We start from the raw sequence: 15,937 nt of genomic DNA, 5'->3' as shown, positions 1-15,937 counted from the left end.
TCACTCCGGCAGCGCCTGAACCAGCGCGGCGAAATGCTCGCCGCGTTTCTCGAAGCTCTTGTATTGGTCGAAACTCGCCGCGGCGGGCGCCAGCAGCACGGTGTCGCCCGCCTCCGCATCACGCGCGGCGGCCGCCACCGCCGCCTCCATCGTCTCGCAGATCTCGTGTTCGACCGGCGCCAGTTCCAGCGCGAAATCGCGCCCCGAATGGCCGATGAAATAGGCTTTCCTCACGGTGCCGAGCAGCGGGCGCAGCGAGGCGACGCCGCCCTCCTTGCCCAGACCGCCCGCGATCCAGCGGATATTGGTGAAGGCCTCGAGCGCCTTCGCCGCGCTGTCGACATTGGTCGCCTTGCTGTCGTTCACGTAACGCACGCCGCGCTTTTCCGCGACGGTCTGCGAGCGATGCGGCAGGCCCGCGAAACTGTGGAAGGCCTCCTCGATCACCCGCGGCGCAAGGCCGAGCGAGCGGCAGGCGGCATAGGCGGCGCAGGCGTTCTGATGGTTGTGCGCGCCGGGCAGGCCCTTGACCTCGCGCAGGTCGATCGAGGCGACCTGCCGCCCCTTGCGCCATTCCGCCAGAAACCCCTTGCGGGCAAAAACCGACCAGCCGAAATCGCCGAGCTTCTGCGCCGAGGAGATCCGGATCACCCGGTCATCCTCCCGCGAAGACGCCATCTGGTTCGCGAGATAGACGCCCTCGGGCTCGTCGACGCCGATCACCGCGCGATCGGGGCCGCCCTCGGCGAACAGACGCCGCTTCGCCGCGAAATAGCCGCCGTAACCCGCGTGGCGGTCGAGGTGGTCCGGCGAGAGATTGGTGAAGACCGCGATGTCGGGGGTGAGCGCGCGGGCGAGGTCGGTCTGGTAGCTCGAGAGTTCCAGCACCACCACCTCGCCATCGGAAAGCGGCTCGATGTCGAGCACGCCGCGGCCGATGTTGCCGGCCATCTGGGTCGGGCGGCCGGCGTGCTGCAGGATGTGGTGGATCAGCGCCGTGGTCGTCGACTTGCCGTTCGAGCCGGTGACGCAGACGACGCGGGGGGTGACGTCGAAACTGTCCCACTCCGCCGTCGCATAGGAGCGGAAGAAGAGGCCGATGTCATTGTCGACGGGCACCCCCGCCGCCATCGCCGCCGCGATCACCGGGTTCATCTTCGGATAGAGATGCGGGATCCCGGGCGAGGTGACGAGCAGCGCGACGCCGTCGAAGGCGCCCGGGCGCATGAGATCCGTGCAGGAGAAGCCCGCCGCCTCGGCCTTGGCGCGCGCCTCGGGGCTGTCGTCCCAGAGCACCGGCTCCGCGCCCCCCGCGACCAGCGCCGCCGCCGCGGCGAGGCCCGAGCGGCCAAGCCCGAGCACCGCGACCTTGTGACCTTCGTAACCCTGAACCGGAATCATCTGCTGTCCTCGCATCGGATGCCGGGGTCTTGCCCCCTGCCCCGTCTCTGGCTTTTCGGGCGGGATTTCAAGTCACCATCGCGCGGGCGGCGGCTCAGCGCGCCCCGCCACGGCGATGCGCGAGAAGCCCGAGCGCCCCGTTGCAGAGCGCCACACCGATGCAGATCGCCCCCACGCCCGCAAGCGTCGCGGGCACCGGCCGCTCGCCGAGGATCGGCCAGCCGAGCAGCGCGACGAGCACGGGCGCGAGCGCGCCATAGACGCTCGCCGCCATCGCGCCGATGCGCCGCACCGCCATGGTGAAGGTGATCCCCGCGACGATCCCCGAGCCGAGCCCCTGGATCAGGCTGAACTGCAGCGCGACCAGCGCCGGATACTGGCCAAAGCCGACCGGCACCGCGCCGATCGCCACCGCGATCAGCACGATCGCCGCGCTCGGCATATTGCCGAGGATCCCGGCGACGAGCGGATCGCCGCCGCTGCGCGCGACGCCGATCGTGTAGAAGGCCCAGGCAATGCTGCCGCCGAAGAGCAGAAGCGCGCCGAGCACCGCCTGCATGAGATCGGTGTGCAGGCCGAGCCCGAGCACGAGCATCCCGGTGCCCGCGACGATGATCGCGAGCCCCACCCGCTGCACGGTCGAAAGCGGCGCGCGCTCGCCCAGCGCAAGCCGCACGATCTGCATCGACAGCGGCAGGCAGCCGGCGAGGATCGCGCTCACATGCGCGGCCGAGGTCAGCCGCCCGCCGTAATAGACGAAGAGGTAATAGGGCAGGCCCGAGCCCGCCGCCATCATCAGCGCCGCGGCGGGCCGCACCGCGCGCAGCCGGCCCCAGGCACGCGGCAGGAAGGGCGCGAAGAAGAGCGAGGGGATCAGGTAACGCGCGAGCGCCATGTCGGCGGGCATCACCGCGGCGCTGCGCCCGCCAAAGCGCATCGAAAGCGCGAAGCTCGCCCAGATCAGCACGGTGAGCACGATCAGCGCGACACCCGTCGCGCGGCTTTCGGTCTTCACGCCGGCCTCCGGGGATCGGTCGGGACGGCGGAAAGCGGCAAGGCCCGGCACGGCGGCGCGCCGGCGCCTTCGCGCGGGGTCATTCGGGAAGGATCAGGATACACGCTCTGCGCTCCGGCGCTGCCGCGCGGCACAGGCCGCGGGTTTCGGGGCCCAGCTATATCCCTGAGCGCGCCAGACGCAAGCGAGGGCGCGCGCCGCGCCCCCGCCTTTTGGCCCGCTCACTCGGCGGGGACGATCTCCTCCGCCTCGTCCTCGATCTCGCTTTCGGATTTCGCGCCCTCCGGGATCGCGAGCGAAAGGAGGATCGCGGCGAGGCCCGCAAGGGTGATCGGCGTCGCCACCACCTGTTTCAGGAACACCGGCAGATGCTGCGTCGCCTCGGGCACCAGCGTCACGCCAAGGCCGAGGCCGAAGCTCACCGCCATGATGTAGACGCGGCGCATGTCGATCGGCTCGGAGGCGAGGATGCGGATCCCGGCGACCGCGATCGAGCCAAAGAGCACCAGCGTCGCGCCGCCCAGAACCGGCTTCGGGATCAGGAGGAACACCGAGCCGATCACCGGGAAGAAGCCGAGGATCACGAGGAAAAGCGCGATGTAACGCCCGACATGACGGCTCGCCACGCCGGTCATCTGCATCACCCCGTTGTTTTGCGAAAACGTGGTGTTCGGGAAGGTGTTGAACACCGCGGCAAGCCCCGAGTTCACGCCGTCACCCAGCACGCCCCCCTTGATCCGGCTGAGGTAGAGCGGCCCCTTCACCGGCTGACCCGAGATCACCGAATTCGCGGTCAGATCGCCCGAGGTCTCGATCGCGGTGACGAGATAGAGGAAGGCCATCGGGATGAAGAGCGCGATGTCGAAATCGAAGCCGAACTTGAACGGGATCGGCAGCGCGACCCATTGCGCCTTCGCGATCGGCGAAACGTCGACCATCCCCATCAGCGCCGCGACCACGGTGCCCGCGATCAGCCCCATCATGATCGCCGAGATCCGCACCATCGGCTTGCCCATGAAGGTCGCGACGAGGATCACGGCGACGACGATCGCGCCGAGCAGCAGGTTCACCGGCGCACCAAGCGAGCCATCCTTCGTGGCGCCGACGCCGCCCGCGAAATCGGTGAAACCGACCTTCACGAGGCTCAGCCCGATCACGGTGATGACGACGCCGGTCACCGTCGGGTTCACCACGCGGCCGAGCTTGTCGATGAATTGCGAGAGCACGATTTCCACCAGACAGCCGACGAGGCAAAGCCCGAAGATCATCGCGAGGATGTCCTCGGGCGTGCCGCCCCGCGCCTTCACCGCAAAGCCCGCGGCGAGGATCGCGCCGAGGAAGGCGAAGGAGGTGCCCTGCACCGACAAAAGCCCCGAGCCGACCGGCCCGATCCGGTTCGACTGGATGAAGGTCGCGACGCCCGAAACGAACAGCGACATCGCGATCAGATAGGGCACATGCGCGCCCAGGCCCAGCACCCCGCCGATCACCAGCGAGGGCGTGACGATGCCGATGATCGAGGCGAGGATATGCTGGATCGCCGCGAGCGAAGCCGCCGCGGGGGCGGGCTTGTCCTCGAGGCCGTAGATCAATGCGTGTTTGCCGTGGCTCATGGTCTTCCCCTGATCGTTACCTTTCGGTCAAGGGAAGCCGATGGCGCGGCGCGCGCCAACGCCCGGGCTCACGAAAGCGTGACGCATCCGTGGCGGCGGCCTCGCTGCGGTCAGTTTTCGCCGCACTGCCGCATAAAGGGGCAGGCCGGAAACGCGAACGCCCCCGGACGGGCCGGGGGCGGGAAGGCGACTCGGGCGGCGAAGATCAGCGGATCTTCAGCGTGGCAAGGCCGATCAGCGCGAGGATGAGCGAGATGATCCAGAACCGGATCACGATCTGCGCCTCGCCCCAGCCCTTCTTTTCGAAGTGGTGGTGGATCGGCGCCATCAGGAAGACGCGCTTTCCGGTGCGCTTGAAATAGGCGACCTGGATGATGACGCTGAGCGCCTCGACCACGAAGAGGCCGCCGACGACGGCGAGCACCAGCTCGTGCTTGGTGCAGATCGCGATCGCGCCAAGCGCGCCGCCGAGCGCGAGCGAGCCGGTATCGCCCATGAACACCGCCGCGGGCGGCGCGTTGTACCACAGGAAGCCGAGGCCGCCGCCGATCAGCGCCGCGGTGAAGACCAGAAGCTCACCGGTGCCCGGCACGAAATGCACGCCGAGATAGGTCGAGAAGTCGACGCGGCCGACGACATAGGCGATCGCGCCAAGCGTGCCCGCGGCGATCATCGCGGGCATGATCGCCAGCCCGTCGAGCCCGTCGGTCAGGTTCACCGCATTGGCGGCGCCGACGACGACGATCATCGCGAAGGGCACGAAGAACCAGCCGAGGTTGATCAGCGCATCCTTGAACACCGGCAGCGCGAGCTGGTTCGACAGATCCGAGGGCTGCAGCAGCGACACCGCCACCGCCGCCACCGCGGCGAGCAGCAGCCCCGCCAGCATCCGCGTGCGCGAACTCACGCCCTTCACGTTCTGCTTCGTCACCTTGGCGTAGTCATCAGCAAAGCCGATCAGCGCATAGCCATAGGTCACGCCAAGCGTCACCCAGATATACCCGTTGTCGAGCCGCGCCCAAAGGAGCGTGCCCACCAGCATCGCCGAGAGGATCAGAAGCCCCCCCATCGTCGGCGTGCCGGCCTTGGCGAAATGCGTCGCCGGCCCGTCGGTGCGGATCGGCTGCCCCTTGCCCTGCTTGCGGCGCAGGATGTCGATCAGCGGCCGGCCAAAGAGAAAGCCGAAGATCAGCGCGGTGAAGAAGGCAGCCCCGGCGCGGAAGGTGATATACTTGAAAAGGTTGAAGAAATCACCACCATCCGACAGATTTGCCAGCCAGTACAACATTACTCACGTCCCTTGAATGCTTCCGCCGCGCCGGGTTGGCCCAGTTTTCGCAGCGCGTCAACCACGAGGCTGACCTTCGATCCTTTCGAGCCCTTCACGAGCACGACATCCCCGGCATCGACGAGATGCGGCGCGCGCTCGGCCAGCTCCTTCGCCGTCTCGTGCCACTCGCCGCGCTTGGCCGGCGGCAGCGCGTCGCGCAGCGCGCGCATCCGCGGCCCGGCCAGATGCACCACGTCGATCTTCGCCATCGCGGGCGAGGCGGCGATCGCGGCATGCAGCGCGCTCTCGTCGGGGCCAAGTTCGAGCATGTCGCCCAGCACCGCGACGCGCCGCCCGCGCGCCACCCGCCCGACGCCGTCGCGCGGCACCGAGCCCGCGAGCACCTCGAGACCCGCCTCCATCGAGGCCGGGTTGGCGTTGAAGGCGTCGTCGAAAAGATCGAAGCTCTGCCCCTCGTCGGTGATGTCCATGTAGATCCGCTCGCGCGCGCCGCGCCCCGCCGGCGGCTCCCAAAGCGCGATGTCGAGCGCGACGACGGCCGGGTCGGCGCCCACCGCCTCGGCCAAAGCGATCACGCCGAGCGCATTGTTGGCGAAATGCTTTCCGGGCGTCATCACCTTGAAAAGGAACGGCTTTCCGTTGTGCTCGGCCTGCACGATGGTGGCATCGCCCGCAATCGTCGCGGCGATCAGCCGGTAATCGGAGCCCTCGGCCGGCCCGAAGCTGAGCACCTTCGCCGCCCGCGCCTGCGCCGCCGCTGCGAGGATCGGCGAGACCTCGAGCCCGGTCGGCACCACGGCCACGCCGCCCGGCTCCAGCCCCTCGAAGATCGTCGCCTTCTCGCGCGCGATGCCGGCGAGATCCTCGAAAGCCTCGAGATGCGCCGGGGCGATCGTGGTGATCATCGCCGCATGCGGGCGCGCGAGCCTTGCCAGCGGCGCGATCTCGCCCGGGTGGTTCATGCCGATCTCGATCACCGCGAAATCGGCGTCCTCGGGCAGCCGCGCGAGCGTGATCGGCACGCCCCAGTGGTTGTTGAAGCTCGCCTCGGCGGCATGCACCTTGCCCTGCGCGGAAAGCACCGCGCGCAGCATCTCCTTCGTCGAGGTCTTGCCGACCGAGCCGGTGACCGCGATCACCCGCGCGCGTGCCCGCGCCCGACCCGCGGCGCCGAGCCGTTCGAGCCCGCCGAGCACGTCATCGACGAGGAGCAGCGGATCGGCCTCGGAACAGCCCTCGGGGATCCGGCTCACCAGCGCGGCGGCGGCGCCCTTCTTCAGCGCGTCGGCGACGAAATCATGGCCGTCGCGCACATCCTTCAGCGCGACGAACAAATCACCCGCCCGGATCGAGCGGGTGTCGATCGAGATCCCGCTCGCGGCGAAGGGGCGCGTCGCGCGGCCCCCGGTCGCGGTTTCGGCATCGGCGGAGGTCCAGAGCACGGCCATCTTGCTTCCTCAGATCTTGCCGTCGAGCGCGGCGACCGCGATCGAGGCCTGTTCGGCATCGTCGAAGGGGAAGACGTCGGTGCCGATCACCTGCCCCCGCTCATGCCCCTTGCCCATGATCAGGAGCGCATCGCCCGGGCCGAGCGCATCGACCCCGCGCAGGATCGCCTCGGCACGATCGCCGACTTCCTGCGCCTCGGGTCCGGCGCCCTCCATCACCGCGGCGCGGATCGTGGCGGGCTCCTCGGTGCGGGGGTTGTCGTCGGTGACGATGACATGATCAGCGTAGTCGGTCGCCGCGCGCCCCATCAGCGGGCGCTTCGTGCGGTCGCGATCGCCGCCGGCGCCGACGATCGCCACGAGGCGACCCATCACATGGGGGCGCAGCGCCTTCAGCGCGGTCTCGACCGCGTCGGGGGTATGGGCGTAATCGACGAAGACGGTCGCGCCATTCGCCCGCGTCGCGGCCAGCTGCATCCGCCCGCGCACGGTGGTGAGGCCGGGCAGCGTGCCGAAGACCTCCTTCGGATCGGCGCCACAGCCGATCGCCAGCGCCGCCGCGGTGAGCACGTTCATCGCCTGGAAGCCGCCGATCAGCGAGAGCCGCACCAGATGCGCCTCCCCCTCCCAGAAGAAGCGCAGGTTCTGCCCCGAGGCATCGAACCGCTGCCCGCCGAGGCGCATCTCGACATCCTCGCCATGGCCGACGCGCAGGATGCGCTGGCCGCGCACGGCGGCGAATTTGACCAGCTCCTCGCCCTTCGGATCGTCGGTGTTGATGACGGCGACGCCATCCTCGGGCAGCACCCGGGTGAACAACCCCGCCTTCGCGGCGAAATACTCCTCGAAAGTGGCGTGGTAATCGAGGTGGTCCTGGGTGAAATTGGTGAAACCGGCGGCGGAAAGCTGCACCCCGTCGAGGCGGCGCTGCGCGAGCCCGTGAGACGACGCCTCCATCGCGGCATGCGTCACCCCTGCCGCGGCCATTTCGGAAAGCAGCTTGTGCAGCGTGATCGGCTCGGGCGTGGTGTGGCTCGAGGGGGCGGTGAAACTGCCCTCGACGCCGGTCGTGCCGATATTCGTCGCCTCATAGCCCAGCCCCTGCCAGATCTGGCGGGTGAAGGTGGCGACCGAGGTCTTGCCGTTGGTGCCGGTCACCGCGATCATCGTCGCGGGCTGCGCCCCGAACCAGAGCGCGGCGGCATAGGCGAGGCTCTGGCGCGGATCCTCGACCACGACGAGCGCGATCGAACGCCCGGCGATCAGTGGCCGCGCGATTTCCTCGCCGGCGCGATCGGTGAGCACGGCGACCGCGCCGCGCTCGATCGCGGCACTCAGGAAGGTCGCGCCATGCGCCTTCACCCCCGGCAGCGCGGCAAAAAGATGGCCGGGCTTCACCAGCCGGCTGTCGACCGCAAGCCCGGTGATCGCGACATCCTCGCCCTGCAACGCGGTCAGCCCCAGTTCGCTCAGCGGTTTCGTTGCGTCGCCCATCTCGGTGTCCTTCAGCAGCCCCGGTCATTTATCGGCGAAGCGCCGGGGGCGTCAACGCGCGCCGGCAGCGCTCGGCCACAAAGCGCGGAACGGGGGCGCCGCCCCCCTTCCCCTGCGGGGAATTCCCCCCGGAGTATTTCGGCCAAGAAGAAACCTGCGCAGTTCTTCTTGGCGCAAATACTCCGGGGGAGGCGCAGCCGGGGGCGGAGCCCCCTCCCCGGCCCGTTCAGTGGCTCTTCTTCGCCGCGACGAGGGTGATCCCGTCGAGCACATCGGGTTCCTCGTGATCGGGGCGCAGGCCAAGGAGCGGCGCGACACGGCGGATCACCTCGGCAGCGACGGGCACGGCGGTCCAGCCGGCGGTGCGGCGCGGGATCTTGCCGGAATTGTCCGAGGGCTCATCGAGCGTCAGGATCAGCACATATTTCGGATCCTCGACCGGGAAGACCGAGGCGAAGGTGGCGATCACCTTGTCCTTGTAATAGCCGCCGCCCGGTTTGACCTTGTCGGCGGTGCCGGTCTTGCCCGCGACCTGATAGCCCTTCACGTCGCCGAACGACGCGGTGCCGCGCGTCACCACCGCGCGCATCATCGCAAGCGTGCGCTTCGCCACATCTTCGGAAACGACGCGCTCACCCGGGTGGTGGTTCACGTCATGAATGAGCGTCGGCGTGATCTTCTGCCCGCCGTTCGCCATCGTCGCATAGGCCGCGGCGAGGTGCAGCGGCGAGGCGGCGATGCCGTGGCCATAGCCGATCGTCATCGCCGAGATGTCGGACCATTTTGCCGGCAGGATCGGGCGGCCGGTGTTCGCCTCGGCCAGTTCGACCTTGGTCGGGGCGAGGAAACCCATCTTGTCGAGGAAGGTCTTCTGCCGCTCGGGGCCGATCAGCTGCACGATATGCGCGGTGCCGACGTTCGAGGATTCGACGATCACATCGGTGACCGAAAGCTGATCGCCGTAATTGTGGAAGTCGTGGATGCGGAACTTGCCCCAGACCATCGGCGATTTCGAATTGATCATCGTCGTCGGATTGACGAGGCCAAGCTCCATCGCCTGGGCGACGGCGAAGATCTTGAAGGTCGAGCCAAGCTCGTAGACGCCCTGCACCGCGCGATTGAAAAGCGGGCTGTCGGAGGCATCGCCCTTGGTCAGGGGCGCGGGGCGGTCGTTCGGGTCGAAATCGGGCAGGCTCGCCATCGCGACGACCTCGCCGGTATGCACATCCATCAGCACCGCGGCGGCGCCCTTGGCATTCATCAGCTTCATGCCGCCGGCGAGGATCTCCTCGACCGCCGACTGGATCGTGAGGTCGAGCGACAGCTGCAGCGGCGCGCCGTTGTTGGCCGGATCGCGCAGCCAGCCGTCGAAGGCCTTTTCCACGCCCGCGGTGCCGACGATCTCGGCCGAGCTCACGCCCTCGGTGCCAAAGCGCGAGCCGCCCAGCACATGCGCCGCGATCTTGCCATTCGGGTAAAGCCGCATCTCGCGCGGGCCGAACAGAAGGCCCGGATCGCCGATGTCATGCACCGCCTGCATCTGCTCGGGCGAGATTTTCTTCTTGATCCAGAGGAACTTGCGGGTTCCGGTGAAATCCTTCACCAGCCGCTCGCGGTCGAGATCCGGGAAGATCTTGACGAGTTTCTCGGCGGTGCGTTCGGGGTCGACCAGCATCGGCGGCTGCGCGTAAAGCGCATGGGTGACGAGATTCGTCGCCAGCACCCGGCCCTCGCGGTCGGTGATGTCGGCGCGCTGCGCGAGGATCGCGGGCGCGGTGTCGGAGATCTCGGGCTCCTCCGGCGTCGAGGCGGCAAGCGTGCCCATCCGCAGCCCGACGGTGGTGAAGGCGGCGAGGAAGGCGAGCCCCATGAACAGAAGCCGCCCCTCGGCGCGCAGCCGCGCGCTGTCGCGCGTCGCCTCGCCGCGCAGGCGGATGTTCTCGCGCTCGATCGCGTCGGGGTTCTCGCCCTTCGCGCGGGCGTCGAGGATGCGGGCAAGCGGGCGGAGCGGCGTGCGGCTCATCAGTTTTCCTCCGCGGGCGGCGCGACCACGTCGATCGGCGCGAGATCGTCGAGCAGGCCCGGCTTGGTCTCGGTCTGATCGGCGTTCGGATCGGGATAGGCGACCTCGGCCACGGCGCCGAACTGGTCGGGCGACATCGGCAGCAGTTCAAGCGCGGCGAAGTTCAGGTTGACGAGGTCGCGCAGCCGGTCGGGGCGGTTGAGATAGGCCCATTCCGCGCGCAGCACGCTCAGCCCCTCCTGCAGCGAGGCGATGTCGCGGTTGACCGCGCGCAGCTCGCCCTGGCGGGCCTGGGTGGCGTAGTTGACGTGATAGGCCCAGAAGGCGAGGCCCATCACGATCATCGCGGTGGCGAGGTACAGCACGGCTCTCATCTATGCGCTCCGGAAGTCTGGTCGAGCACGGGGGCGGGCAGGCCGAGGCCGGCCCGGTCGGGGCGGCCGGCGGGGGCCTCGGTGCGGCGGGCGACGCGCAAGATCGCCGAGCGCGCCCGCGGGTTCTCCGCCAGCTCCTGTTCGTCGGGGCCGATGCCCTTGCGCGGGGTCAGCTCGAAAGCTGCCTGCGCGGCCTCTTGCGCCGGAGAATGACGGGACCCCGACGCGGCGCGCCCCGAACGCGCCTGAAGAAAACGTTTCACCACCCGGTCTTCGAGCGAGTGGAAGGTGACGACGGCAAGCTTGCCGCCGGGTTTCAGCGCGCGCTCCGCCGCCTCGAGCCCGGCGATCAGCTGGCCGAATTCGTCGTTCACCGCGATCCGCAGCGCCTGGAAGGAGCGCGTCGCGGGATGGCTCTGCCCCGGCTTCGGGCGCGGCAGGCAGCGTTCGATCGTGGCGACGAGCTGGCGCGTGGTCTCGAAGGGGGCGTTGCGCCGCGCCTCGCAGATCGCGCGGGCGATGCGGCGCGAGGCGCGCTCCTCGCCGTAGTGATAGAGGATGTCGGCGATCTCGCCCTCTTCGGCGGTGTTCACCAGATCGGCGGCCGAGGGGCCCGATTGCGACATCCGCATGTCGAGCGGGCCGTCCTTCATGAAGGAAAAGCCGCGTTCCGCCTGATCGAGCTGCATCGAGGAGACACCGAGGTCGAGAACCACACCATCCAGGCCCTCAGGAGCGATCTCGGCGGCATAGTCGTCAAGCTCGGAAAAGGTTCCCTCGACGAGAATCAGCCGCTCGCCGTAGTCCGCGCGCCAATCTGCCGCCATTTCGAACACCGCGGGGTCGCGGTCGACGCCGATCACCCGATCCGCGCCCGCCGCCAGCAGCCCGCGGCTGTAGCCGCCCGCGCCGAAGGTGCCGTCAAGCCAGGTGCCGGAGACAGGCGCGACCGCTTCGAGGAGCGGCCGCAGCAAAACCGGGATGTGGGGGGCGTCGGAGGCCATCTCAGTCGCCTCCGAGCAGGCTGAGCGGGTCGAAATCGTCGCCCATCTCGGCCATCAGCTTGGCCATCTTCGCCGCGTCGACCTCGGCGAAGGTCTCGGGCTTCCAGATCTCGAAGGTCTCGCCCATGCCGGCGAAATAGGCCTCCCCTTCCAGCGTGAGCCGGTTGCGCAGGGTCGCGGGCAGCACGAGGCGCCCGTCGGGGTCGATTTCGGTGGGATGGGCCTTGTTCAGCACGAGCCGCTGCAAGAGCGCGCGGCGCGGGTCGTTGTAGGGGCGCGCGTTGATCTCCGCCGCGAGCTTCTGGAAGCCCTCGTAGGAATAGACCTGCAACATCTTCTGGGTGTCGGCGCCGTAAACGATGACCATGCGGGGGCGGCCGGTGGCCTTGGATTCGGGATCGCCTTCCTCGAGCTCACGACGAAACAGCGCGGGGATCGACACGCGACCCTTGCTGTCCACCTTGAAGGTGTATTCGCCGATGAACATGCCCGCCAAGGCCTGTCTCCTGTCCCTCCCCCGTGGTGGCGGCCGGAACCGAGGCCCCGGTAAGGAAAACGGCGGATCGGACTGCTGCCACTGTCCGATCCGCCGCCCTCGTCCCATCTCTGGGCTGTCCGACTGCGCGTGCCACCTGGGGGGATGTCTGCTCGCCCACGCGCCGGATCTCTTCGTTTCGTGAAGCGGGAGCCTGTATGAAACCTGCTCTTTTCGCCGTGAGGTCTTTTCGCCTCTTGTTCCCGTCTTCCGATGACGAAGGGATGCCATGGGAGGGGGTGGGATCGCAAGGGAAAACTTGGAACCCCCTCGATTTTCCTGTGCATATCTTGTGGAAAACTCTCCTCAATCTCAAGGTCTTGTAGCAAAAACGTCAAAATTCACCGCAGAAGTTGCGATCTGATTAACCAAAGCCACCAGATATAGTTTCGGCAAAATTTCCCCCATGGAGTGGGGCAAATTCCCAGCCAAAAAATCGGCGTGACCAAAAATCCACAGTCAAACCCCGAATCCGCGCGATTCACGGCGACTCACAGCCGCGTGAATCGCCGTGATCGGGTGATTTCCCAGACTCACCCCATGAATTCCCGTGCCCCGGGCCATGAATTCCCGCGCCTGCCCGCCCCGCGGCCCGGATCTGCCCCGGAAATCGCCCGCGCACCCCTCCCGGCGCCGAATCGAAAAGGGCGACCCGAAGGCCGCCCCGTTCCAAAGTGTCGAAATATCCCGCGGGGGCCCGGGGGCGCGAAGCCCCCCGCCGCGCCACCTGCGACCGGTCTCAGGCGACGCCCGCGGCCACCAGACGGCGCGCGATCGCACCATAGGCCTCGGCGGCCGGCCCGTTGCCCGCCGCCACCGGCGTGCCCGCATCGCCCGCGAGCCGCACCTCGAGGTCGAGCGGCAGCGCGCCGAGGAAGGGCAGGCCCAGCTTCGCCGCCTCCGTCTCGACCCCGCCATGACCGAAGAGATGCGCCTCGTGGCCGCAATTCGGGCAGACATAGGTCGACATGTTCTCGATCAGGCCGAGCACCGGCGTGCCGAGCTTGCGGAACATGTCGAGCGCCTTCTTCGCGTCGAGCATCGCCACGTCCTGCGGCGTCGAAACCACGATCGCGCCATCCATCACCGTCTTCTGGCAAAGGCTGAGCTGGATGTCCCCTGTGCCCGGCGGCAGATCGACGATCAGCACGTCGAGCGGGCCGTACTGATCCCATTTCACCTGGTTCAGCATCTGCTGCAGCGCGCCCATCAGCATCGGGCCGCGCCAGATCACCGCCTCGTCCTCGCGCAGCATCAGCCCGATCGACATCAGCGTGACGCCATGCGCCTGCAGCGGAATGATCGTCTGCCCGTCGGGCGAGGCGGGCCGCCCCGAGGCGCCCATCATCCGCGGCTGGCTCGGCCCGTAGATATCGGCGTCGAGCAGCCCGACCCGGCGCCCCGTGCGCGAAAGCGCGACGGCGAGATTGGCGGAAACCGTCGATTTGCCGACGCCGCCCTTGCCGGACCCCACCGCGATCACATGCGCCACGCCCGGCACCGCGAGCGGCCCCGCCTGCGGCGTCGGATGGCCGCCGATCTTCGGCGCGGCATTCGCACCCATCCCCTTCGCCGGGCCCGAGGGGATCACCACCGAAAGCCGGGTGAGCCCCGGCAGCGCCTGCACCGCGCGCTCGAGCAGGGGCCGGATCGCGGCGAGCTCCGCCTCCGGCGCACCCTCGAGAACGAAGCGCACCACCCCCGACTCGACGGCGAGCGCATGAATCAGATTCCGGCCCACCGCATCGCCTCCGCCGGGCAAATTCACTTCCCGAAGCGCTTTGAGGACCGATTCCTTGCTGAGTGCCATGGCTGTCTCCTGTCGATTCCGGCGCGACTGTGGCGTTTTTGCCGCGGGCTTCAAGGGGCCAAAGCGGATTCGATCCCCAAAATGCGTATTTGACGCGCAGGTAATTTCAAAACAGCCCCGATTTAGGTCAGATTCCGTTATGCAATTGCTGCAAGGCAGAAATGCAGGTCAGATCTATTGTGCAGCTGCAGCATTGGCCTCATGTTAGCCCCAACGGCAGCGGAGAAACGCAGCCCCGACGACAGACGCAAGCAAGACGACGACAGACGGCAAGACGGGTTTAACGATGGCTCTGGTAACCGATATCCGCTCCGACGACACGGGCTTTGTCCATCTCGTCGCGACGCTGCGCGAAACCCTCGCGCGCCGGAAGGTCTACCGCCAGACGCTGCGTGAACTGAAGTCGCTGAGCGGTCGCGAACTCGAAGATCTCGGCATGCATCGCTCGATGATCACCCGGATCGCGACGGAAGCGGCTTACGGCAAGTAATTCTTTCCCTGAGGCCCCTCCTCCTCCCTGGGCCTCGGAGATCGGCGGCACCCTCCTCCTCCTCCCTGAGGGTGCCGCCACTCAGATACCGGCCTCAGCCCCGAGGGGCATGCCGGAAGCCGATACGAAGGCCCCCTCCTCCTCCCTGGGGCCTCGTAACGAAGGCGGCGGCCCCCTCCTCCTCCCTGGGGCCGCCGCGCTTCCTCTCGGCAAGGTTTCCGCGCGGGTCACTCCTCCTCCCGATCCGCACGGGCGCGACGCTCCCTCCTCCCATTGGAGCGTCGCCGGAATACCGCCGGCCCACCTCCTCCCGGGCCTGCGGATAAGTGGTGCCGCTCGCTCCTCCTCCCTGAGCGGTGCCAGACATACCAAGGCCCCCTCCTCCTCCCTGGGGCCGAGGTTCGAACGGCGGGCCCCTCCTCCTCCCTGGGCCCGCCGTTTTCATTTCCGGACATCGGATCGGTGAGAGGCGCGCGGGGCGCTGCCCCTCTTCGGCTGCGCCGAATTCACCCCGGGATATTTCGGCACTTTGGAAACGAGGCTTGCAGAGCGCGCATGGCCCCGCCATTGAGGAGAAAAGGGGGCGCTCATGCTGTCATATCAACATGCCTATCACGCCGGGAACCTGGCGGACGTGCACAAGCATGCGCTGCTGGCGGCGATGCTCGACTACATGACGCGCAAGGAAAAGCCGCTCTCCTATCTCGAGACCCATTCGGGCCGCGGCCTCTATGCGCTCGACGGCGCCGAGGCGCGCAAGACCGGCGAGGCGGCGGCGGGGATCGAGACGGTCGAGCGGCTGGGCTGGTTCGCGCCCGATCACCCCTATACGCGCGCGCTCAAAGCGGTTCGGGCGGCGCAGGGGCGCGCGGCCTATCCCGGCTCGCCGCTGATCGCGGCAAGCCTGTTGCGCCCGATCGACTCGATTCAATTGTGCGAGCTGCATCCGCAGGAATTCGCCGCGCTGAAGGCGGCGATGGCGCCGCATGGCGGGGTGTTCCACCAGAAGGACGGGCTCGCGATGGCGCTCGCGCTTTGCCCGCCCACGCCGCGGCGCGGGCTGCTGCTGATCGACCCGAGCTGGGAGGTGAAGTCGGATTACGACGCGATCCCGAAGCTGATCGGCCAGGTCGCGCGCAAGTGGAACGTGGGGGTGATCGCGCTCTGGTATCCGGTGCTGGCGCCTTCGGTGCCGGTGGCCGCGGCGCAGGCGGCGATGGTGAAGGGGCTGCGCGCCGCCCACCCCGAGGCGCTGCTGAGCGAGGTGCGCTTCCCGCCCGCGCGCGAGGGGCACGGGATGATCGGCTCGGGCATGTTCGTGCTGAACCCGCCCTGGGGCCTCGAGGGCGAGGCGCAGCGGCTTGCGAAACTTTTTGCTGGCCTGAAAACGAGTTAAACGGATCGTAACCTTAAGGCGTCAAGCTCGGGCAGCATCTTCC

General features: G+C 68.2%; 13 protein-coding genes. 2 read left to right on the top strand and 11 right to left on the bottom strand.

The genetic code is table 11. The annotated features are described in order from the left end of the window. The 11 genes from murD to AB7U46_RS06145 form a co-directional block, all read right to left on the bottom strand. Nucleotides 1-1,401: a UDP-N-acetylmuramoyl-L-alanine--D-glutamate ligase gene (murD, locus tag AB7U46_RS06195; RefSeq protein ID WP_428336075.1), complete on the bottom strand. Its 1,401-nt coding sequence runs from the start codon at nt 1,399-1,401 to the stop codon at nt 1-3. Between the two features lie 94 nt (nt 1,402-1,495). Beyond that, nucleotides 1,496-2,416: a DMT family transporter gene (locus tag AB7U46_RS06190; protein WP_428336074.1), complete on the bottom strand. Its 921-nt coding sequence runs from the start codon at nt 2,414-2,416 to the stop codon at nt 1,496-1,498. A gap of 221 nt (nt 2,417-2,637) precedes the next feature. After that, nucleotides 2,638-4,029: a uracil-xanthine permease family protein gene (locus tag AB7U46_RS06185; protein WP_428336073.1), complete on the bottom strand. Its 1,392-nt coding sequence runs from the start codon at nt 4,027-4,029 to the stop codon at nt 2,638-2,640. A gap of 205 nt (nt 4,030-4,234) precedes the next feature. Further along, a complete protein-coding gene (gene mraY, locus AB7U46_RS06180; protein ID WP_428336072.1) occupies nt 4,235-5,317 on the bottom strand; it encodes a phospho-N-acetylmuramoyl-pentapeptide-transferase in 1,083 nt (360 codons plus the stop codon). Next, on the bottom strand, nt 5,317-6,768 hold the full coding sequence (locus tag AB7U46_RS06175; protein ID WP_428336071.1) for a UDP-N-acetylmuramoyl-tripeptide--D-alanyl-D-alanine ligase: 1,452 nt from the start codon (nt 6,766-6,768) through the stop codon (nt 5,317-5,319). Before AB7U46_RS06175 ends, mraY begins: the two co-directional genes overlap by 1 nt. 9 nt (nt 6,769-6,777) lie before the next feature. Further along, nucleotides 6,778-8,262, bottom strand: coding sequence for a UDP-N-acetylmuramoyl-L-alanyl-D-glutamate--2,6-diaminopimelate ligase (locus AB7U46_RS06170; protein ID WP_428336070.1), 1,485 nt, complete (start codon nt 8,260-8,262; stop codon nt 6,778-6,780). A gap of 226 nt (nt 8,263-8,488) precedes the next feature. Next, nucleotides 8,489-10,285 carry a peptidoglycan D,D-transpeptidase FtsI family protein gene (locus AB7U46_RS06165; protein ID WP_428336069.1) on the bottom strand — a complete coding sequence of 599 codons (1,797 nt, stop codon included), beginning with the start codon at nt 10,283-10,285 and terminating at the stop codon, nt 8,489-8,491. After that, nucleotides 10,285-10,659 carry a cell division protein FtsL gene (gene ftsL / locus AB7U46_RS06160; protein WP_428336068.1) on the bottom strand — a complete coding sequence of 125 codons (375 nt, stop codon included), beginning with the start codon at nt 10,657-10,659 and terminating at the stop codon, nt 10,285-10,287. Before ftsL ends, AB7U46_RS06165 begins: the two co-directional genes overlap by 1 nt. Further along, entirely contained in the window at nt 10,656-11,663 is a 1,008-nt protein-coding gene (rsmH, locus tag AB7U46_RS06155; RefSeq protein WP_428336067.1) for a 16S rRNA (cytosine(1402)-N(4))-methyltransferase RsmH, read from the bottom strand. The genes ftsL and rsmH overlap by 4 nt, the downstream gene beginning before the upstream one ends. A gap of 1 nt (nt 11,664) precedes the next feature. Beyond that, on the bottom strand, nt 11,665-12,150 hold the full coding sequence (gene mraZ, locus AB7U46_RS06150) for a division/cell wall cluster transcriptional repressor MraZ (RefSeq protein WP_428336112.1): 486 nt from the start codon (nt 12,148-12,150) through the stop codon (nt 11,665-11,667). Nucleotides 12,151-12,937: 787 nt separating this feature from the next. Next, nucleotides 12,938-14,008, bottom strand: a complete 1,071-nt coding sequence (locus AB7U46_RS06145; protein ID WP_428336066.1) for a P-loop NTPase — start codon at nt 14,006-14,008, stop codon at nt 12,938-12,940. A 286-nt stretch (nt 14,009-14,294) separates the two neighbouring features. Between AB7U46_RS06145 and AB7U46_RS06140 the strand changes: the two genes are divergently transcribed. Together AB7U46_RS06140 and AB7U46_RS06135 are read left to right on the top strand one after the other, a co-directional pair. Continuing rightward, nucleotides 14,295-14,498, top strand: a complete 204-nt coding sequence (locus AB7U46_RS06140) for a DUF1127 domain-containing protein (RefSeq protein ID WP_428336065.1) — start codon at nt 14,295-14,297, stop codon at nt 14,496-14,498. Between the two features lie 589 nt (nt 14,499-15,087). Next, on the top strand, nt 15,088-15,894 hold the full coding sequence (locus AB7U46_RS06135) for a 23S rRNA (adenine(2030)-N(6))-methyltransferase RlmJ (RefSeq protein ID WP_428336064.1): 807 nt from the start codon (nt 15,088-15,090) through the stop codon (nt 15,892-15,894). Nucleotides 15,895-15,937: the final 43 nt, after the last annotated feature.

It is taken from the genome of Paenirhodobacter sp., assembly GCF_050177655.1.
Taxonomy (GTDB): Bacteria; Pseudomonadota; Alphaproteobacteria; order Rhodobacterales; family Rhodobacteraceae; genus Rhodobacter.
This window is presented reverse-complemented; position numbering and strand designations above follow the sequence as displayed.